The following is a 19,049-nucleotide window of genomic DNA, read 5'->3' as shown; positions in this document are numbered from 1 at the left end:
CCAAAAGAACCAAAGTCAATAATTGGTCCACACCAATCTAGGGAGATAAGATACAATGGCCAAGAAAAGAGTTGCCGTCATCGGCGCGGGACCGTCCGGACTGGCGCAATTGCGCGCCTTCCAATCCGCCGCCGACAAGGGCGCCGAGATCCCCGACATCGTCTGCTACGAAAAGCAGAGCGACTGGGGCGGTCTCTGGAACTACACCTGGCGCACCGGCGTCGGCGCGGATGGCGAGCCCTGCCACGGCTCGATGTACCGCTACCTGTGGTCCAACGGCCCCAAGGAAGGGCTCGAGTTCGCCGATTACACGTTCGACGAACATTTCGGCAAGGAAATCGCCAGCTACCCGCCCCGCGCCGTGCTCTTCGACTATATCGAGGGCCGGGTGAAAAAGGCCGGCGTGCGCGACTGGATCCGCTTCAACAACGTGGTCCGCGACGTGCGCTACGACGACAAGACCGAGAAATTCAACGTCACCGCCCGCGACTCCAGCTCCGACACCGAAACCGAGGAAGAGTACGACCACGTCATCGTCGCCACCGGCCACTTCTCCACGCCCAACGTGCCCCACTACCCGGGCTTCGACACGTTCAACGGCCGCATCCTGCACGCCCACGATTTCCGCGATGCCCGCGAGTTCGAGGGCAAGGACATCCTGCTGATGGGCGCGTCCTACTCGGCCGAGGATATCGGTTCGCAATGCTGGAAATACGGCGCCAATTCGATCACCACCTGCTATCGCTCCGGCCCCATGGGCTATGACTGGCCCGACAATTGGGACGAGGTGCCGGCACTGGAGAAGGTCGAGGGCAAGACCGCCCATTTCTCCGATGGCCACACCCGCGAGGTCGACGCGATCATCCTGTGCACCGGCTACAAGCACCACTTCCCCTTCCTGCCCGACGACCTGCGCCTGAAAACCGCGAACCGCCTGGCGGCGGACGACCTCTACAAGGGCGTCGTCTGGATCGAAAATCCCCGTATGTTCTACCTCGGGATGCAGGACCAGTGGTTCACCTTCAATATGTTTGACGCTCAGGCCTGGTGGGTCCGCGACTGCATCCTGGGCCGCATCGCCCTGCCGGACACCGCGACGATGGAGGCCGACTGGAAAAAGCGCCAGGCCGACGAGGACGCGCTCGAGGACGATTACGCCTGCATCCGCTACCAGGGCGACTATACCGAGGAGCTGATGGCCGAAACCGACTATCCCGGCTTCGATGTCGAGATGGCCTGCCAGCAGTTCTACGCCTGGAAGAAGCACAAGAAGAAGGACATCATGGCCTTCCGCGACCACGGCTATGTCTCGCCCATGACAGGCAAACAGGCGCCCGCGCACCACACGCCGTGGAAAGATGCGCTGGACGACAGCCTGGAAAGCTACCTGCAAACCAGCTGAACCGATTACACGCCGGCCCGCCATGCCGCGGGCCGGTGCGCTCCTTGCCACAGCTCTTCCTCTGGCCGGAAATATCCCGGAGAGCGCGAGAGGCAGCGCCTCTCGCCCCGGTCGGCGCGGGCGCAGCCCGCGGCGAAACCGCTCTTAACCGGCCTTCACCGCCGCCCCCAGCCGCGCCGCGCGGCGCCCCGGCTCTTCACGCCCGATCGACCGGCAGAGGATGATCACCGGCAACAACCCGAACGCCACCAGCACCAGCGACGGCACCGCCGCCTCGTGCAGCCGCTCATCGGCGGCCAGCCGGTGCGCCTGTACCGCCAGTGTCTGAAAGTTGAACGGATGCAGGATCAGCGTCGCCGGCAACTCCTTCATCACGTCCACGAATACGATCAGCAGCGCCGTCAGCACCGAGGATCGCGCCACCGGCAGATGCACCCGCATCAACAGCTTCGGCCCCGATTGCCCCAGCGACCGCCCGATGGCATCGAAATGCCCCGGCACGGTCGCCATGCCGCTGTCATAGGCATTCAGCGCCGCCGCCATGAACCGGGTCATGTAGGCCAGCACCATCAACCAGATCGACCCGGTGATCAGCAGCCCGGTATCGATGCCGAAATTGCTCTCCATGATCCGGTCGATCAGGTTGTCGAGCGCGGCCATCGGCACCATCAGGCCCACGGCGATGACGCCTCCGGGCACCGCGTATCCCAGTCCCGCGCCCACCACCAGCGCCTTGCTGCCCCGCGTGGGCCGGGTGCGCGCGCGGAACCCGATCAGGATCGCGCCCATCACCGTCAGGACCGCCGCGACCGAGGCCAGCAGGACCGAATTCTGCATGAAGCCGATATAGCGCGCCGCAAAGAGGTTCTGGCCCGACCCCACCGCCATCGTGCCCAGCATGATGACCGGGACAATGAAGCCCAGCAGCACCGGCACGAGGCAGACCAGTGTCGCGATCCATCCCGCGCCGCCGGTCAGCCGCGGCTTCTCCAGCGTGTCGAACCGTGCCCCGCGTCCCGCCGTCTGCGCGCGGCCCCGCTGCGCCCGCTCCAGGCCCGCCACCAGCAGCGCGAACATCAAAAGGCACAGCGACAGCTGCGCCGCAGCGGGCCGGTCCCCCAGGCTGAACCAAGCCTGGTAGATCCCCGTGGCGAAGGTCTGCACATTGAAGAATGCCACCGTGCCGTAATCCGCGATCGTCTCCATCACCGCCAAAAGCGCGCCGCCGGCAATGGCAGGGCGCGCCATCGGCAGCGCCACCCGCCAGAACGCCGCCATCGGCGAGCGCCCCAGCGTGCGCGCCACCAGGAATGCGTTCGACGATTGCTGCCGGAACGACGCCCGCGCCAGCAGGTAGACATACGGGTAAAGAACGATGATCAGCATCAGCGCCGCACCGCCCAGGCTGCGGATCTCGGGGAACCAGTAGTCGCGCGGCCCCCACCCCGTCACATCCCGCAAGAGGGTCTGCACCGGGCCGGGATGATCCAGCAGATAGGTATAGGCATAGGCCAGAACATAGGCCGGAAAGGCCAGCGGCAGCGCCAGTGCGATCTCCAGCCAGCGATGTCCCGGAAAGCGATAGACCGTCACCAGCCACGCGGTGACCGAGCCTATGACGGCGGTGGACAGCCCCACCACGACCACGAGGATCAGCGTCGTCGCGGTATAGCGCGGCAGGACACTCGACAACACGTTGCGCCAGGTGTCGAGGTCGCCGGTGAACGCCGCCAGCGCGGACGCGATGATCGGCGCCACGCAGAGCGCGACGACGATCCAGGCCAGGCGGTGCAGCAGGCTTTCCGACATGCGGCGAGCGGGTCCTCAAAGGGTGTTGGCGCCCTTCGCTGCCACATCCCGCCGCGACTTGCCAGCAAAAACCCGACAGAAACGTTTGGCCGGGCGTCACGTCGCGCGGCCGCCAAAGATGCAGAGCCATCCCGGACGTGATCCGGGATCGCCCGGACCGCCCTCACTTGGTCAGGATCAGCTTGCCCGCCCGCGTGATCCGCAAGGTGTAGACCTTGTCGTCCAGCGTGATCTGCGCGGTCGTGCGACCTTTCGTTAACTCCCTTGCGTCAAACAGGGCTTCGCTGGTTTCGGTATCGGCCACCAGCTGCGGCATCGCCTTGGTCTGTGCGCGGATCATGCCCGGACCTCCCCGGCGCGTTCCAGCAGCCGTTCGATCATCAGGTCAAGGCACAGCCCGCTGGCCATCGCCGACCCGAGAAGGGGAAAGTTCACGTCCGGCACGCCCGCGTGCCGCGGCTCCAGGCCTGCCGATTCTGTCTGTCGGATCACATGCATGATCGCGCTCCATTGCTTGCGATTTCAGGGGGTGGCTGACCGATCCGGCTGGCTTGACCTAATTTCTGATCGATTTAGTCAGAAATGTCAACTCGCAGGATCTACCCTGCCTGCGAGGGCACGGCACCGCCGATGCTGCCGCGCGGGATCGCGGTGGCGTTCAGGATCGCGAAACAGGCCTTGCCGGGGGCCAGGCCCATCTCCGACGCCGCCCTCTGGGTGATGCGCGCCAGGAACATGTCATCGCCCGCCCGCAACTGAACCGCCACCCCCGGCCCCATCCCGCGATGCAGCGCCACGACCCCGACCGGCAGCAGGTTGTGCGACGACAACCCCTCGGGCCGCGCCTGTGACAGCAGCACGTCCCCCGCCAGCACCCGCAGCCGGATCATGCTGCCCTCGGGCGCGGTGACGCCGGGCAGCAGCAACTCCCCGCCCGACAGCACCAGGCGGCTCAGCCCGTCGGCCCCGTGTTCGGCCACCCGCGCCGGCAGGATCGCCCCGGCCTCGCGCACGCCAACCAGGGGCAGCGCCTTGGGATCGCTCAGCACGGCCTCGGCCCTGCCCGACAGCACCACCTGCCCGCGCTGCATCACCACCAGGTCATCTGCCAGCCGCGCCACCTCGGCCAGGTTGTGCGAAACGTAGACGATCGGCACCTGCGCCACGTCCCGCAGCCGCTCCAGATAGGGAAAGATCTCGTCCTTGCGCGGCTCGTCCAGCGCCGCCAGCGGCTCGTCCATCAACAACAGGCGCGGCCGCGACAGCCAGGCCCGCGCCAGCGCCACCCGCTGCTTCTCCCCGCCCGAGAGCGTGCCGGGTCGCCGGCCCAGCAGCGCCTCCAGCCCCAACAGCCCCACGACCCGCCCCATCTCGGGCCGGTCCAGCCCACCGGGCGCAAAGCGGGCGCCGTATTCGATATTCGCCCCGACACTCATATGCGGAAACAGCCGCCCGTCCTGAAAGACATAGCCGATGCGCCTGCGCGCCGCCGGCACGTGCACGCCCCCTTTGCCGTCGAACAGCACCGTATCGTCCAGCGCGATCCGCCCGGCATCGGGACGCAGCAATCCGGCGATGGCATTGACGACGCTGGATTTCCCCGCACCCGATGGCCCGAAAAGCGCGGTCACCCCGGCCCCGGCCTCGAACGCCACGTCCAGCTCCAGCCCCGGAAATCGATGCCCGATCTCGACGCTCAGGCTCATCGCGTCACGTCCTGACCGATGCGCCGCGCCACGCGCCGGGCCAGCCATTCCGACACCAGCACCGCGCCCAGCGCCACGACGGTCGCCAGCACGACCAGCCGGATCGCCGCCGTCTCCCCGCCCGGAACCTGCAGAAAGGCATAGATCGCCGACGGCAAGGTCTGCGTCTCACCGGGGATGTTGGCCACGAACGTGATGGTCGCGCCAAATTCGCCCATCGCCTTGGCAAAGCCCAGCACGACGCCCGCCAGGATGCCCGGCGCGATCAGCGGCAGCGTCACGGTGCGAAACCGCGCCATCCGGCCCGCGCCCAGCGTCTCCGCCGCCTCTTCCAGCCTGGGGTCCACCGCCTCGATCGCCAGCCGTATCGCCCGCACCATCAGCGGAAATCCCATGATCCCCGCCGCCAGCGCCGCGCCGGTCCAGCGAAAGGCGAACACGATCCCCCAGTCGGCCAGCACCCGGCCCACCGCCCCGTTCATCCCGAAGGTCAAAAGCAGAAGATACCCCGTGACCACCGGCGGCAGGACCAGCGGCAAATGCACCAGCGCGCTTAGCAGCGCCTTGCCCGGGAACCGCTTGCGCGCCAGTACCCAGGCCATCGCGACAGCCAGCGGCAGGCTGACCAGCACCGCCCAGAACGACACCTTCAGCGACAGCGCCAGCGCCGCGGATTCCGCTTCGGTCAGGCCAAAGGTCACCGATCGTCCCCAAGCACCACGAATCCATGCCGCTCGAACGCCTGCCGCGCCGCGTCGCGCTGCAAATGCGACAGCACCCCGCGTGCGGCCTCGCTGTCGCGCCCCGCAATCAGGGCGGCCGGATACACGATCGGGGCGTGCAGGCGCGCGTCGATCTCCGCCAGCACCACGACGCCCGGATCGGCCTGCGCATCGCTGGCATAGACGACGCCCAGCGGCGCCTCGCCGCGCGACACCAGCGCCAGCGCCGCGCGGACGTTCTCGCTCTCGGCCAGTTGCGGGCGCAGCGCCTGCCAAAGGCCCGCCGCCTGCATCCATTCCCTGGCATAGATGCCCGCCGGAACGGCCTCGGTGTGGCCCACGGCCAGCCGCCCCCCGGCCAGCCTGCCCGTCAGCGCGGCGGCATCCGCGCGGTCCAAAGGCGCCGCGCCTTTCGGGCCCACCAGAACCAGCCGGTTGCCCAACAGGTCCCGGCGGCTGCCGGCGTCCACAAGGGCCTGCTCCTGCAGCCAGTCCATCCAGGCCACGTTCGCCAGGATCACCACGTCCGCGGGCGCTCCCTGCGCGATCTGCCGCGCCATGGTGCCCGACCCGCCATAGGACACGCGCACGTGCGTCTCTGCCCCCTCCAGCGCGGCATCGAGCGCCCCGCGCAGGGACGCGGCGGCGAAAATGGTGACCGGCGCATCCGCCCGCCCCGGGGCGATCGTCGCCAGCATCGTGCAAATGATTGTCAGAAGGCCGAAAATGCGTAACATCGGCGCAAGTATCCTGCACCTGCGGAGGCGACACAAGAGCCGTGGCACAGCACCATTTACGTTTCGGACCCGACGGCGCGCTGCATCGCGGCAAGGAAATGCGCGGCTATCATGGAAAATTCATGTGAATCGAATAAAATCGTGCTAATACTTCGTATATACATTCCGGTCTGAGCAGACGGGCAGGAGAGAACCCGATGACCCTACACAGCAAAGATCAGCTTCCCCTGGCGCTGCAGATTCCCGACAAGCGCGACGTGCGCACCCAGTTCGGCGCCTTGTGTTTCCGGATGAAGGCGGGCCAGCCGCAGGTCCTGATGATCACCTCCCGGCGCACCGGGCGCTGGATCATCCCCAAGGGCTGGCCGATCGAAGGCAAGACCCCCGGCGACAGCGCCCTGCGCGAAGCCTGGGAAGAGGCCGGCGTGCGCGGCAAGATTGCGGGCCCGTGCCTTGCGCTCTTTTCCTATTCCAAGGGCGTCGGCACCGTTGACAAGCTGCCGTGCGTCGTCATGGTCTACCCGGTGAAGGTCAACGCCCTGACCGATGATTTCCCCGAGGCCGGACAGCGCAAACGCCGCTGGATGAGCCTCAAGAAGGCCGCGAAACGGGTCAATGAGCCCGAGCTTGCGCACCTGCTGAAAACCTTCGACCCGCGCAAGTTGTAAATCGCCCGGCACCGCGCTTCTGCTTGATTGTACCGGGATTTTGCCTATTTGTTACACGTCGGATAGCGGAGCGGAACGGTGATCAAGTTCACCCTGAAATGCAAGAATGACCACCAGTTCGAAAGCTGGTTCCAGTCGGCTGCGGCCTTTGACAAGCTCGACGCCGCCGGCATGGTGTCCTGTGCCGTGTGCGGAAACGGCTCGGTGGAAAAGGCGATGATGGCCCCCAGTGTCCGCGCCAGCCGAAACGCCGCCCCGGCCCAGCAAGCCCCGTCGGCAGGCGGCGGCCTTTCCGCCCCCACCGACGACCGCGCCCGCGCCATTGAGGCCCTGAAACGGCAGGTCGAGGAAAACTCCGAATATGTCGGCACCAGTTTCGCCAAACGGGCCCGCGACATGCATGACGGCGTCACCCCGGACCGCCCCATTCATGGCGAGGCGAAACCCGAGGAAGCCCGAAAGCTGATCGAGGACGGCGTGCCGATCCTGCCCCTGCCCTTCGTTCCAAGCCGAAAGTCGAACTAGCCTCTCGCAATGCCGCCCCCCGGCATGGCGCAGACCCCCACCGCGACCCCAAGGAGCCTTGCCATGCATGTTGTCATAACCGGCGCCAACCGCGGCATCGGCGCCGCCCTCGCCAAGGGTTATGCCGCCCGGGGCGACGACGTCACCGGCACATCCCGCGACCCCGAGGCCGAATACACGCTCGACGTGACCGACCCGGCCAGTCACCGCGCCTTCGCCGCGCGGCTCGACGGCGCGCCGGTGGATCTGCTGATCTGCAACGCCGGCGTCTATCTTGACAAGGGCGAGACCCTGCCCGACGGCTACCCGGCCAAGATGTGGGCGGACAGTTTCGCCGCCAACGTGACCGGGGTCTTCCTGACCGTTCAAACCCTGCTGCCCTGCCTGCAGGCGGCACAGGCGGGCAGGATTGCCATCATTTCCAGCCAGATGGCCAGCCACGAACGCGCGCCCGGCGGCAGCTACATCTACCGCGCCTCCAAGGCGGCCGCCCTGAACCTGGGGCGCAACCTGTCGAAGGACCTGGCGCCCCTGGGGCTTGCGGTCGGGATCTACCATCCCGGCTGGGTGCGCACCGACATGGGCGGCGACAGCGCGGACATCTCGGTGGACGAGGCCGCCGCGGGCCTGATCGACCGTTTCGATGCGCTCGACACCGACAGCACCGGCTGTTTCAAGACCTGGGACGGCCAGGACCACCCGTTCTGACGCGCCATTTTCTTCACCGAAGAAAATGCCCAGGAAAATTCGTACGAATTTTCCTGGCCGCGCCCGACCCACGCTCCGCTCTTGCCCTTCCCCGCGCACCCGCGTAAAGCACCTGCGATCTGACCCAAGGACGCAGCCATGCCCCTGCTCGTGATGAAATTCGGCGGCACTTCGGTGGCCAATATCGACCGCATCCGCCGCGCGGCGAAACGCGTGGGCGTCGAGGTGGCCAAGGGCTATGACGTGATCGTCATCGTCTCGGCGATGGCCGGGCGCACCAACGAACTAGTGGGCTGGGTCGACGAGATCTCGCCGCTCTACGACGCCCGCGAATACGACGCCGTGGTCAGCTCGGGCGAGGCCGTGACCGCCGGTCTGATGGCCCTGACCTTGCAGGAAATGGACATCCCGGCGCGCAGCTGGCAGGGCTGGCAGGTGCCGCTCAGGACGAACTCGTCCCACTCCGCCGCCCGGATCGAGGAAATCCCCACCGACAACATCAACGCCAAGTTCGGCGAAGGCATGCAGGTCGCCGTGGTCGCGGGCTTCCAGGGCGTCAGCCCCGAGGGCCGGATTACCACGCTGGGCCGGGGCGGCTCGGACACGACAGCGGTGGCCTTCGCCGCCGCCTTCGGCGCGGAACGCTGCGACATCTACACGGATGTCGACGGCGTCTACACCACCGACCCGCGCATCACCGACAAGGCGCGCAAGCTCGACAAGATCGCCTTCGAGGAGATGCTGGAACTGGCCTCGCTCGGCGCCAAGGTCCTGCAGACCCGCTCGGTCGAGCTGGCGATGCGCTACAACGTGCGCCTGCGCGTGCTATCAAGTTTCGAGGAACAATCGGACGACGCAGGGACCCTGGTCTGCGCCGAGGAGGAAATCATGGAATCAAACGTGGTCAACGGCATCGCCTATTCCCGCGATGAGGCGAAGATGACCCTTATCTCGGTCGCCGACCGGCCCGGCATCGCCGCCGCCATCTTCGGGCCGCTGTCGGACGCGGGCGTCAACGTGGACATGATCATCCAGAACATTTCCGAGGAAGGCCGCACCGACATGACCTTCTCGTGCCCCACCAACCAGGTGGCCCGCGCCGAAAAGGCGCTCAAGGGCGCCAAGGAAAAGGGCGAGATCAACTTTCACGACCTCGTGGCCGACACCAACGTGGCCAAGGTCTCGGCCGTAGGCATCGGCATGCGCAGCCAGTCGGGCGTCGCCGCCAAGATGTTCCGGACGCTGCGCGACGAAGGCATCAACATCAAGGTCATCTCGACCTCCGAGATCAAGATCTCGGTGCTGATCGACCGCAAGTACATGGAACTGGCCGTGCAGTCGCTGCATGACGCGTTCGAGCTGGACAAGACCGCCTGACGGGCCGCCCCGGCGCCCTGCGGCGGGGCAGCGCCAGCGACGGCACGCCCGCTTTCGACAGCCCCGCGCCGGCCCGCTCTTGCGGCAGGGACAAGCGCGATCCGACACCGATCGGGCAATATAGAGGCAATTCACCGGGCTGCGCCGCCCCGCGCGTCGCCGCGTGACATTGCCATTTCACAATGCCGGCAACCTGTGATTTAAACGTCCCGGCTCCGGCCAGAACGGCCCAATGGAAAGGCTTCCGAACGCCATGTCACCTTCCGGCGATCATATCGAGACGGACAGCCGCCAGATGCTCTCGCGCCTGCGCGCGCTCATGGCCGAGGACGCCGCCGGACAGGCCCGGCTCGACGCGATCACCGCGCTCATCGCCGAGGAAATGCGCACCGAGGTGTGCTCGATCTACCTCTTCCGCGACGAGGACACGCTGGAGCTCTGCGCCACCGAAGGTCTCAACCGCGACGCCGTGCACCAGACCCGGATGAAGCTGGGCGAGGGCCTGGTAGGCCGCGTGGCGCGCACCGGCAAGGTTGTCAACACCGACAACGCGCCCGCCGCCCGCGGCTTTCGCTACATGCCCGAAACCGGGGAAGAGGCCTATTGCTCGTTCATGGGGGTCCCGATCCAGCGGCTGGGCGAAACCCTGGGCGTGCTGGTGGTCCAGTCCAAGCAGGCCCGCGAATATTCCGACGAGGAGCTTTACGCGGTCGAGGTCGTCGCCATGGTCATCGCAGAGATGGCCGAGCTGGGCGCCTTCGTCGGCGAAGGTGCGGCCATGTCGGCCCGCCACCAGCAGCCCGTCCTGTTCCGCGGCGGCATCGCCCAGGAAGGGGCCGCGCAGGGCCATGTCTGGCTGCACGAGCCGCGCGTCGTGGTCACCAACCCCATCGCCGAGGATCCCAACCGCGAACTGGAACGTCTGGAAGAGGCCGTGGACACCCTGCGCGTGGGCGTCGACCGCATGCTCTCGACGGCGGCCACCGGCGACAAGGAACAGCTCCAGGTGCTCGAAGCCTACCGCATGTTCGCCAATTCCAAGGGCTGGATGAAGCGGATGGAGGAGGACATCGCACGCGGCCTGTCGGCGGAGGCGGCGGTGGAAAAGGAACAATCCACCACCCGCGCCCGGATGACGCAAGTCACCGACCCCTACCTGCGCGACCGGCTCCACGACCTTGACGATCTCTCGAACCGCCTCTTGCGCATCCTCACCGGCCAGGGGTCGGAAACCGGGGCGGAAATGCCCGACGACCCGATCCTGATCGCCCGCAATATCGGCCCCGGCGAGTTGCTGGATTACGGGCGCAAACTGCGCGGCATTGTGCTCGAGGAAGGCTCGGTCGGTAGCCACGCCGCCATCGTCGCCCGCGCGCTGGCGATCCCGCTGGTCATTCACGCCAGCCGCATCACCAACGAGGCGCTCAACGGCGATTTCATCATGGTCGACGGCGATCAGGGCATCGTGCACCTGCGCCCCGACGACAACGTGGTCACAGCCTTCCGCGACAAGATGGCGATGCAGGCGCAGGCCCAGGAACGCTACGCCTCGATCCGCGACAAACCGGCGGAAACACTCTGCGGCACCCGGCTCGCGCTTCACATGAACGCCGGCCTCATGGCCGACCTGCCCAGCCTCGAAGGCTCGGGCGCCGAAGGCGTGGGCCTCTTCCGCACCGAGCTTCAGTTTCTCGTGCGCGCCCACATGCCCCGCCGCTCGGAACTGAGCGAGCTATATTCCCACGTCATGGACGCCGCCCGCGGCAAGCGCGTCTGCTTCCGCACGCTCGACATCGGCTCCGACAAGGTGCTGCCCTACATGAAGGTGGTGGACGAGCCCAACCCCGCCCTCGGTTGGCGCGCGGTGCGCGTGGCGCTCGACAAGCCCGGCGTCATGCGCATGCAGCTGCAAGCGCTCGTGCGCGCCGCCAAGGGCCGCCCCCTGTCGGTGATGTTCCCCTTCGTCGCCCAGCGAGAGGAGTTTTCCGCCGCCAATGCCGAGATGCAGAAGGCGCTGGACCGCGAACGTATCCTGGGCCACCCCCTGCCCTCGGACATCGAGGTCGGCGCGATGCTGGAAACGCCGTCGCTGGCCTTCGCGCCCGACGCCTTCTACAACGAGGTCGATTTCCTTTCGATCGGCGGCAACGACCTCAAGCAGTTCTTCTTCGCGGCCGACCGCGAAAACGAACTGGTGCGGCGGCGCTACGACACGCTAAACGTCAGCTTTCTGACCTTCATCGAATCCATCGTGAAACGCTGCGAGGCGCATGACACGCCGCTCAGCTTCTGCGGCGAGGATGCCGGCCGCCCGGTCGAGGCCGCCTGCTTTGCCGCGATCGGCCTCCGCAGCCTCTCGATGCGCCCGGCCTCCATCGGGCCGGTGAAATCCATCCTTCGCCGGGTCGATCTGGAGGAGCTCTACGAGGTGATCGACGGTGTGCGCATCGCGGGCGACCAATCGGTCCGTCCGGCGGTCATGGACTACCTCAAGGGCAAGCTCTGAGCCGCAGAAAATTCGTACGAATTTTCTCCGGCCCGGCCCTCAGGCGCGCTTGACGCTCGGAAGCGCCACCAGTTCGCGAAAATCCTCCAGCAGTTCGGCATGGTCGCGGTCGGCCTCTATGGCCAGGCGGCGCAGGCCGAAATGCACATGCGCCATCTGCTGGTAATAGCTGGTGAAGGCGTAATTCGTGGCGGCCCCCGCCGCCGCCCCCAGGATGGGGACCGTCTGCGCCGCCAGCTTCTGGCCCAGCACGGTGGCCAGCCGTGGCGCGACCTTGGCCACCAGCGCCTGAACCGCCTTGCCGGTCACCGCCACGCGGGTGCTGAGAAAGGCCAGATCGCTGCCGTCGTCGTGGTCCAACGGCCCGGCTGCAGCGAATACCTTGATACAGTCGTATTGCACGCCCGGCTCGTCCGGGTCGAAGCCGTATTCCGCCGCCACGTCCTGAATCGCGCGCAGCAGCACCGTCGTCGTGACGGGCAGTTCCGCCAGCGCCGTCGGCAGTCCGCCCGCGCCACCCGCCGCCCCCATCGCCGTGGTCATCGCGCGGCTCAGCCAGCCAGGGCTCTCAGCCACGTATCCGCGCGAGCGGTGCGCCGTGTCCATCGCCAGCCGCAGCGCCCGCTCGGTGCTGTCGTCCAGCCGCGACCGTACCGGCGCCGGCAGGCGCGACAACAGGCCTTCCGCCTGGCTGCCGATCATGTTGAGCACCTGGATGCCGACATTTCCGGCCCGCCGATGCCGCTCGGCCAGCGCCTTCAGGCGCGCCTCCACCGCGGTCGCATCAATCGCCGCCGGCAAAATCTCGGAATAGGTTCTCTTGCCCATACCTGAAAGATCGGGCACCGCGCCCGCATTTTCAAGCGTCGCGCACCACTTTACCGGCAATCCCGTCCCAGGCCCCGGGGGTCAGCGCGTATCCGAGCACCCGTTCGGGGTTGGTGGGCGGCGGCATCTTCACCTTGTCCAGCCGGGTAAACCCGAACCGCGCGTAATAGGGCGCGTCCCCCACCAGCATCGCCCTGTCCCAGCCGGCCTCATGCCCGATCCGCAACGCCTCGCGGATGAGGTACCCGCCCAGGCCCTCGCCCTGCCGCGTCGGGTGCACCGCGATGGGGCCCACCAGCAACGCCCGCGCCGTGCCGATCCGCACCGGCCAGACCCGGATCGCCCCGGCCAGGATGCCCCCCTCGTCGCGCGCCACCAGGCACAGCGCCGCCACCGGCGCCACGCCCTCGCGCAGCCGGTAGGACGACAGCGCCTCGCGTCCGGGCGCAAAGCACAGGTCATAAAGCGCCTCGACCTCCCACCAGTCCTCGCGTGTCTCTTGGTGCAACTCGTACACGGGGGCGCATTATCCTTCGAAAAACAGGTGGATCGTCGCGTAGCACGCGTTTAGGCCTATGTCCAAACGCATTCGTCCCAACCCGGAAAGTTGCTCATGTTCTACCGCCCCGAAGACGGCCACGGCCTGCCGCACAACCCGTTCAACGCCATCGTCGCACCCCGGCCCATCGGCTGGATCTCCACCCGCGGCAGCGACGGTGCGGAAAACCTCGCGCCCTATTCCTTCTTCAACGCCGTGGCCTATGTGCCGCCGCAGGTGATGTTCTCCTCGACCTCGACCAAGCCTGACCGGGGCGACACCAAGGACAGCGTCGCCAATATCCGCGACACCGGCGTCTTTTGCGTGAACATCGTGGAATACGCCCTGCGCGACGCGATGAACCGGACCTCGGGCCCCTGGCCCAGGGACACCGACGAGTTCACCGATGCCGCCCTCGAACGCGCCGCCTGCGAGACCATCCCCTGCTCCCGCGTGGCCGCCGCGCCCGCAGCGCTAGAATGCAAGCTGACGCAGATCGTCGACCTGCCCGGCGAGGCCAACAAGGTGGTGTTCGGCGAGGTCACCGGCGTCTACATCCGCGACGACTGCCTGAAGGACGGCATCTTCGACGTGCTCAGCTTCAACCCGCTCGCGCGGATGGGCTACAAGGATTACACCGTGGTGCGCGAGAAATTCGCCCTCGCGCGTCCGGGGGAAAACTGAAGAGACCGGCCGCGCATTGCCGGGCCGCGGTGCGGCGATCCAACGGCCCATCTAAAGCGCTTTATCGCTGCCAAATCCGAAACACCTGCGAGCGGAGCACCAAGCTGTACCAAATCGCCGTGCCGTTGGGGCGGCCCGGCGATGCGCGGCGGCACGGCAGAGCCGTGCCTTGACTCCGCGCGCAAGTGCAGGACGCGGGCGCCGTCCCGGGCCTGACCCGGGACCAAGATGGCAAGGAGATCCCGGATCAAGTCCGGGATGCACCGTTACGTAGGGTGGGTGAAAACCCACGCGCCCCGCCCCGGCAGACCGTCAATGCCCCGCGCCCAGGACCCCCGTCTTGACGTCGTAATCCACTGCCAGCCCGTAATCGGGGTCGTCGTCGCTGTCGACCATCAGGTGCCCGGCCTTGTTCAGCATCCGGTGGCAATCCCGTGTCAGATGCCGCAATTGCAACCGCTTGCCCGCCGCCAGGTACTTGCCCGCCACCGCCTCGATGGCCTGCAACGCCGACTGGTCCACGACCCGGCTTTCGGCGAAGTCCACGATCACCTTGTCGGGATCGCTGTCGGGATCGAACAGCTCAACGAACCCGCTGGCCGAGCCGAAAAACAGCGGCCCCTGCACGCGATAGACCTTGGTGCCGTCCATTTCCTTGCCGGTGATGGCATGGATGCGCTTGGCGTTGTTCCAGGCATAGGTCAGCGCCGACACGATCACGCCCACGACCACAGCGATGGCCAGGTCGTACTGCACCGTCACCACCGTCACCAGAACGATCACCAGCGCGTCCGACAAGGGCACCTTCCGCAGGATGCGCAGCGAGTTCCACGCAAACGTCCCGATCACCACCATGAACATCACACCCACCAGGGCGGCCAGCGGGATCTGCTCGATCAGCGGCGAGGCGAACAGGATGAAGATCAGCAGGAACACCGCCGCGCAGATCCCCGCGATCCGCGTGCGCCCGCCCGATCTCACGTTGATCATCGACTGGCCGATCATGGCGCAGCCGCCCATGCCGCCGAAGAACCCGGTCACGGTGTTGGCCACGCCCTGCGCGATGCATTCCTGGCTTGCCCCGCCGCGCTTGTTGGTCATCTCGCCCACCAGGTTCAGGGTCAGCAGGCTCTCGATCAGGCCGATGGCGGCCAGGATCACGGCATAGGGCAGGATGATCTCGAACGTCTCCAGCGTCAGCGGCACGGTCGGAACATGGAAGGGCGGCAATCCGCCCTGGATCGACGCGAGGTCGCCCACGCGCGGCACGTCCAGCCCGAACACCACGACGATCCCCGCCACCAGCCCGATGCCCGCCAACGGCGCCGGGATCACCTTGGTCACGCGCGGCATCAGCCAGACCACCGCCATGGTCAGCGCCACCAGCGCCAGCATGGTGTAAAGCGGCGCGCCCGACAGCCATTCGCCACCGCTCATCCCGTGGCCGGTGTTCTCCATAGTGCCTGGCACCTTGAACTGGCCCAGTTGCGCCAGGAAAATCACGATGGCGAGCCCATTGACGAAGCCCAGCATCACCGGATGCGGCACCAGCCGGATGAACTTGCCCCAGCGCAAGACCCCCGCCGTCATCTGCAAGATCCCCATCAGAACGACCGTGGCGAAAAGATATTCCACCCCATGCTGCGCCACCAGCGACACCATCACCACGGCCAGCGCGCCCGTGGCCCCGCTGATCATGCCGGGCCGGCCGCCGATCAGCGCGGTGATCAGCCCGACGATGAAGGCCGCGTAAAGCCCCACCAGCGGATGCACCCCGGCGACAAAGGCGAACGCCACCGCCTCGGGCACCAGCGCCAGCGCCACGGTCAGCCCCGACAACAGCTCGATCCGCAGCCGCGTCGGGCTCAGCCGCTCTCCGGGCGTCAGGCTCAGTTCGGACAGATCGAAGCGTTTGGCCCAGTCGGCCAGCAAGGTGCGTTTCACGGGGGGTATCCTGAATGGTATTTTTCGCGCGAGCGTCCCCCTAACGCGAACCCGCCCGTTTGACCATTGCCAATTTCAGGACCCCGCCATGAACGTGGCGGAATTACTTGCCGTAATACTCGCGGAACCACGCCACGAACTGCTTCACGCCGTCGCGCACATCCGTATCGGGGCGATACCCGGTCAGGCTGTGCAGCAGGCTGGCGTCGGCCCATGTGGCGGGCACGTCGCCCTTCTGCATGTCCATCAGGTTGCGCTCGGCGGTCATGCCCAGCGCCGCCTCGATGGCGTCCACGAAATCGGTCAGGCGAATGCTGTCGGAATTGCCGATATTGACCACCCGGTAGGGCGCCACCGGCGACAGGCTGTCGCCCTCGGCGATGTCCTCGGGGCGGTCGGGCCGCACCGGCGCTGCGTCCATCAACAGGCGGATGCCGCGCACCAGGTCGGTGACATAGGTGAAATCGCGGTACATTTCGCCGTGGTTGTAGACGTCGATGGGACGCCCCTCCAGGATCGCGTCGACGAACTTGTAAAGCGCCATGTCGGGCCGCCCCCAGGGCCCGTAGACGGTGAAAAAGCGGAACATCGTCGTCGGCAGGTTCCACAGGTGGGCATAGGAATGGCCCATCGCCTCGGTCGCCTTCTTGGTGGCGGCATAGATCGTCATCTGCGTGTCGGCCTTCTGCGTCTCGGCATAGGGCATGTCGGTCTCGGCCCCGTAGACCGAACTGGTCGAGGCCATCAGCAGATGGCGCACCTCGTGCCGCCGTGCGGCCTCCATCACGTTGAACGTGCCCACCACGTTGGCGTCGATATAGGCGCGCGGGTTCTCCAGGCTGTAGCGCACGCCGGCCTGGGCGGCCAGGTGCACGATGATGTCGGGCGCGCAGTCATCGACCGCGTCGTCCAGCGCCGCCACGTCCTCCAGCATCGCCTCGTGCGCCTTGAACTCGGGCGATTGCAACAGCATCTGGTGCCGCCGCGCCTTCAGCCGCACGTCGTAGTAGTCCGTCAGCCCGTCAAAGCCGTGCACGACCATGCCTTCGTCCAGCAGCAGCCTGGCCAGGTGAAAGCCGATGAACCCGGCGGTGCCGGTGATGAAGACCCGTGTCATATGACCGCTGTCCGTCTTGCCCCGATTTGCGCCCAACGGTTAAAGGGCACGGTCCCGTTGCACAAGACCCCGGCCCGTGCTCAGTCGCCCGTCGCGGCATCGACGGTATGCCGCGCGACCGCGCGGCGCAGGTCGGGCGCAAAGGCCACGTGACAGCCCCGCCCGGCCTCTTTCGCGGCATAAAGCGCAAGGTCGGCATCGTCCATCATCACCGCCAGCCGCGGCGTGGCGTAGTTCGCGCTGCGCGTGGTCCCGATGCTGCCGGAAATCCGCGCCATCTCGCCGCCGATGCTCAAGGGTTCCTCCAGCCGCCGGATCAGTCGCCGCGCCAGCTCGGCCAGCCGCGCGTCCGAAGGTGCCTCGGCGAAGATCAGAACGAACTCGTCCCCGCCGACGCGAATGACCGTGTCCTCGCTGCGGGTTTCCTCGCGCAGGATGCGCGCCACGCGGCGCAGCACATGGTCGCCCGCCGCATGGCCCAGCGTGTCGTTCACGGACTTGAAGTAATCCAGGTCCAGATGCATCAGCGTGAAATCCGCGCCGCGCGCGATCAGGCGGCGGATCACGGGGTCGAGCGCACGGCGGTTGCGCAATCCGGTCAGAGTGTCGGTATGGGCCTCTTCCTCGGCCGCGGCCTTCGCGCCCTGCAACCGCTGGCTCAGTTTCTGAAAGGCGTCCATGACGGCCGCTTTCGCCTCGACAAGGTACAGCATCTCGACCGCAAGGTCGGTCGCGGCGAAATCGCGGCTGGTCAGGTCGTGGCGGCCCACGGCGTCGATCAGGCCGATCCCGAAGGACAGGTCCACGATCAATCCGCCCGGCGGCCCGATCCCCCGGTCCCCTGGCAAGGGGGCCGCGACGCCTTTCAATTCGATTCCGGGCGCGCCGCGCAACACGCAGTGCAGCCGTCGGCCCACCGCCGCGCGCAGGCCCGCCACCCCCGGCGCCAGGCGGGGCCGCTTCACGTCGAAAAGCTCCAGGAACGCGCGGCCGACCGGGCCCGCAGGGCCCAGGACCTTTTGCGCGGTGGGTCCCGCATGGACGATCCGCCCGTCCGCATCCAGCACCAGGTGCATCGGACACAGCACATCCAGCAGCGTCCCCGACGCCGCGCTCCTGTCGCTCGTCACAGGGCCGCCCCCAGCGAAAAGCTCCGCCCCCGGGCAAAGGCCGTCTCCAGCACGCGCACCTCGATGGTCTCGACCCCGTCGCGGCGCCCCTTGTGATCCAGCGTCACCAGCACGCCGTAATCGTCCGCCATCGCCCGCAGCAACCCCAAGAGCACGTAACCAAAGGACAATCCGCCGGACCGCCCCGCGCCGACGGCGACCGAAAACCTGTGCCCGTCGTGATCGTGCAACTCGATCGGCGGCAGGATCAGTTGCGGCACCGCCAGACGCGCCCGCGCCGGCAGATCATCCAGGGAATGCAGGAAATCGGTGAAATCCGTGCCGGAAAACCGCAGCAGTCGCCGCAGCGCCTCGGCGGTGGGATGCGACACCAGGTAGGTGCCGATATCCTCCAGTATCGCGGCCTCGGGCTTGTCCAGAACCCGCGACACCCCGGCCAGCACGTCCCGCGTCACCGCGTCAGGATAGTCCAGCATCGCCTCGAAGTCCTGTGGCACCAGCTCCGACCGGCCGGCCACCTCGCCCCAGGTGTCCTGCCCATAGGTATCGCGGATGAAAAGTTCGATGGCCCGGTTGATCAGCCCGTGCATGTCACGCTCCTGCTTCCGGCAAAGCCTTTGCAGAACGGCGTTAACAAGCCGTGGACGT

Annotated in this window: 19 protein-coding genes; 7 read left to right on the top strand and 12 right to left on the bottom strand. The window is 67.0% G+C overall.

Features of this window, described 5'->3' with window-relative positions:
• Positions 1-55: 55 nt before the first annotated feature.
• Positions 56-1,402 (top strand): NAD(P)-binding domain-containing protein, encoded by a 1,347-nt coding sequence (locus FIU89_RS06085; RefSeq protein WP_152491775.1) that lies wholly within the window; start codon positions 56-58, stop codon positions 1,400-1,402.
• A gap of 144 nt (positions 1,403-1,546) precedes the next feature.
• Here the strand turns inward: FIU89_RS06085 and FIU89_RS06080 are convergent, their stop codons facing one another.
• The 6 genes from FIU89_RS06080 to modA form a co-directional block, all read right to left on the bottom strand.
• Positions 1,547-3,211, bottom strand: coding sequence for an iron ABC transporter permease (locus FIU89_RS06080; protein WP_152491774.1), 1,665 nt, complete (start codon positions 3,209-3,211; stop codon positions 1,547-1,549).
• Between the two features lie 163 nt (positions 3,212-3,374).
• Positions 3,375-3,527, bottom strand: coding sequence for a hemin uptake protein HemP (hemP, locus tag FIU89_RS06075; protein WP_254701860.1), 153 nt, complete (start codon positions 3,525-3,527; stop codon positions 3,375-3,377).
• Positions 3,528-3,547: 20 nt separating this feature from the next.
• Positions 3,548-3,709 (bottom strand): hypothetical protein, encoded by a 162-nt coding sequence (locus tag FIU89_RS22210; RefSeq protein ID WP_172978037.1) that lies wholly within the window; start codon positions 3,707-3,709, stop codon positions 3,548-3,550.
• A gap of 101 nt (positions 3,710-3,810) precedes the next feature.
• The gene (modC, locus tag FIU89_RS06070; protein WP_152491772.1) at positions 3,811-4,917 is read right to left on the bottom strand and encodes a molybdenum ABC transporter ATP-binding protein; all 1,107 of its coding nucleotides are present in this window, start codon (positions 4,915-4,917) and stop codon (positions 3,811-3,813) included.
• Positions 4,914-5,618 (bottom strand): molybdate ABC transporter permease subunit, encoded by a 705-nt coding sequence (gene modB / locus FIU89_RS06065; RefSeq protein ID WP_152491771.1) that lies wholly within the window; start codon positions 5,616-5,618, stop codon positions 4,914-4,916. Before modB ends, modC begins: the two co-directional genes overlap by 4 nt.
• Positions 5,615-6,337: a molybdate ABC transporter substrate-binding protein gene (modA, locus tag FIU89_RS22435; RefSeq protein WP_254701803.1), complete on the bottom strand. Its 723-nt coding sequence runs from the start codon at positions 6,335-6,337 to the stop codon at positions 5,615-5,617. Before modA ends, modB begins: the two co-directional genes overlap by 4 nt.
• A gap of 236 nt (positions 6,338-6,573) precedes the next feature.
• Between modA and FIU89_RS06055 the strand changes: the two genes are divergently transcribed.
• The 5 genes from FIU89_RS06055 to ptsP all read left to right on the top strand — a co-directional run bounded on the left by FIU89_RS06055 (position 6,574) and on the right by ptsP (position 12,160).
• On the top strand, positions 6,574-7,044 hold the full coding sequence (locus FIU89_RS06055) for an NUDIX hydrolase (protein WP_152491769.1): 471 nt from the start codon (positions 6,574-6,576) through the stop codon (positions 7,042-7,044).
• A 78-nt stretch (positions 7,045-7,122) separates the two neighbouring features.
• A complete protein-coding gene (locus FIU89_RS06050; protein ID WP_152491768.1) occupies positions 7,123-7,569 on the top strand; it encodes a DUF1178 family protein in 447 nt (148 codons plus the stop codon).
• 63 nt (positions 7,570-7,632) lie between these two features.
• Positions 7,633-8,277 (top strand): SDR family NAD(P)-dependent oxidoreductase, encoded by a 645-nt coding sequence (locus tag FIU89_RS06045; protein ID WP_152491767.1) that lies wholly within the window; start codon positions 7,633-7,635, stop codon positions 8,275-8,277.
• Positions 8,278-8,415: 138 nt separating this feature from the next.
• The gene (locus tag FIU89_RS06040) at positions 8,416-9,654 is read left to right on the top strand and encodes an aspartate kinase (protein ID WP_152491766.1); all 1,239 of its coding nucleotides are present in this window, start codon (positions 8,416-8,418) and stop codon (positions 9,652-9,654) included.
• A gap of 232 nt (positions 9,655-9,886) precedes the next feature.
• Positions 9,887-12,160: a phosphoenolpyruvate--protein phosphotransferase gene (gene ptsP, locus FIU89_RS06035; RefSeq protein ID WP_254701802.1), complete on the top strand. Its 2,274-nt coding sequence runs from the start codon at positions 9,887-9,889 to the stop codon at positions 12,158-12,160.
• Between the two features lie 39 nt (positions 12,161-12,199).
• Here the strand turns inward: ptsP and FIU89_RS06030 are convergent, their stop codons facing one another.
• Together FIU89_RS06030 and FIU89_RS06025 are read right to left on the bottom strand one after the other, a co-directional pair.
• Positions 12,200-12,988, bottom strand: a complete 789-nt coding sequence (locus tag FIU89_RS06030; protein ID WP_152491765.1) for an EcsC family protein — start codon at positions 12,986-12,988, stop codon at positions 12,200-12,202.
• A gap of 31 nt (positions 12,989-13,019) precedes the next feature.
• A complete protein-coding gene (locus tag FIU89_RS06025; RefSeq protein ID WP_152491764.1) occupies positions 13,020-13,505 on the bottom strand; it encodes a GNAT family N-acetyltransferase in 486 nt (161 codons plus the stop codon).
• A gap of 96 nt (positions 13,506-13,601) precedes the next feature.
• Between FIU89_RS06025 and FIU89_RS06020 the strand changes: the two genes are divergently transcribed.
• Positions 13,602-14,210 (top strand): flavin reductase family protein, encoded by a 609-nt coding sequence (locus tag FIU89_RS06020; RefSeq protein ID WP_152491763.1) that lies wholly within the window; start codon positions 13,602-13,604, stop codon positions 14,208-14,210.
• Positions 14,211-14,522: 312 nt separating this feature from the next.
• Here the strand turns inward: FIU89_RS06020 and FIU89_RS06015 are convergent, their stop codons facing one another.
• The 4 genes from FIU89_RS06015 to FIU89_RS06000 all read right to left on the bottom strand — a co-directional run bounded on the left by FIU89_RS06015 (position 14,523) and on the right by FIU89_RS06000 (position 18,991).
• Positions 14,523-16,139 (bottom strand): SulP family inorganic anion transporter, encoded by a 1,617-nt coding sequence (locus FIU89_RS06015; RefSeq protein ID WP_254701859.1) that lies wholly within the window; start codon positions 16,137-16,139, stop codon positions 14,523-14,525.
• A 118-nt stretch (positions 16,140-16,257) separates the two neighbouring features.
• Entirely contained in the window at positions 16,258-17,271 is a 1,014-nt protein-coding gene (locus tag FIU89_RS06010; protein ID WP_152491761.1) for an NAD-dependent epimerase/dehydratase family protein, read from the bottom strand.
• 80 nt (positions 17,272-17,351) lie between these two features.
• Positions 17,352-18,401, bottom strand: a complete 1,050-nt coding sequence (locus tag FIU89_RS06005; protein WP_254701801.1) for a GGDEF domain-containing protein — start codon at positions 18,399-18,401, stop codon at positions 17,352-17,354.
• Positions 18,398-18,991: a heme NO-binding domain-containing protein gene (locus FIU89_RS06000; protein ID WP_152491760.1), complete on the bottom strand. Its 594-nt coding sequence runs from the start codon at positions 18,989-18,991 to the stop codon at positions 18,398-18,400. The genes FIU89_RS06005 and FIU89_RS06000 overlap by 4 nt, the downstream gene beginning before the upstream one ends.
• Between the last annotated feature and the right edge of the window lie 58 nt (positions 18,992-19,049).

Source organism: Roseovarius sp. THAF27 (genome assembly GCF_009363655.1).
Taxonomy (GTDB): domain Bacteria; phylum Pseudomonadota; class Alphaproteobacteria; order Rhodobacterales; family Rhodobacteraceae; genus Roseovarius.
The sequence above is the reverse complement of the archived record's forward strand: the minus strand, read 5'-3'. Positions and strand labels throughout refer to the sequence as shown.

What these genes read in the sequence shown, in the direction of transcription:
- FIU89_RS06045 (WP_152491767.1), top strand. Translation starts at nt 7,633, where the DNA reads ATGCATGTTGTCATAACCGGCGCCAACCGCGGCATCGGCGCCGCCCTC.
- modA (WP_254701803.1), bottom strand. Translation starts at nt 6,337, where the DNA reads ATGCTGGCGACGATCGCCCCGGGGCGGGCGGATGCGCCGGTCACCATT.
- modC (WP_152491772.1), bottom strand. Translation starts at nt 4,917, where the DNA reads ATGAGCCTGAGCGTCGAGATCGGGCATCGATTTCCGGGGCTGGAGCTG.
- FIU89_RS06030 (WP_152491765.1), bottom strand. Translation starts at nt 12,988, where the DNA reads ATGGGCAAGAGAACCTATTCCGAGATTTTGCCGGCGGCGATTGATGCG.
- FIU89_RS06085 (WP_152491775.1), top strand. Translation starts at nt 56, where the DNA reads ATGGCCAAGAAAAGAGTTGCCGTCATCGGCGCGGGACCGTCCGGACTG.
- FIU89_RS06000 (WP_152491760.1), bottom strand. Translation starts at nt 18,991, where the DNA reads ATGCACGGGCTGATCAACCGGGCCATCGAACTTTTCATCCGCGATACC.
- FIU89_RS06055 (WP_152491769.1), top strand. Translation starts at nt 6,574, where the DNA reads ATGACCCTACACAGCAAAGATCAGCTTCCCCTGGCGCTGCAGATTCCC.
- FIU89_RS06020 (WP_152491763.1), top strand. Translation starts at nt 13,602, where the DNA reads ATGTTCTACCGCCCCGAAGACGGCCACGGCCTGCCGCACAACCCGTTC.
- FIU89_RS06080 (WP_152491774.1), bottom strand. Translation starts at nt 3,211, where the DNA reads ATGTCGGAAAGCCTGCTGCACCGCCTGGCCTGGATCGTCGTCGCGCTC.
- FIU89_RS06040 (WP_152491766.1), top strand. Translation starts at nt 8,416, where the DNA reads ATGCCCCTGCTCGTGATGAAATTCGGCGGCACTTCGGTGGCCAATATC.
- ptsP (WP_254701802.1), top strand. Translation starts at nt 9,887, where the DNA reads ATGGAAAGGCTTCCGAACGCCATGTCACCTTCCGGCGATCATATCGAG.
- FIU89_RS06010 (WP_152491761.1), bottom strand. Translation starts at nt 17,271, where the DNA reads ATGACACGGGTCTTCATCACCGGCACCGCCGGGTTCATCGGCTTTCAC.
- hemP (WP_254701860.1), bottom strand. Translation starts at nt 3,527, where the DNA reads ATGCCGCAGCTGGTGGCCGATACCGAAACCAGCGAAGCCCTGTTTGAC.
- FIU89_RS22210 (WP_172978037.1), bottom strand. Translation starts at nt 3,709, where the DNA reads ATGCATGTGATCCGACAGACAGAATCGGCAGGCCTGGAGCCGCGGCAC.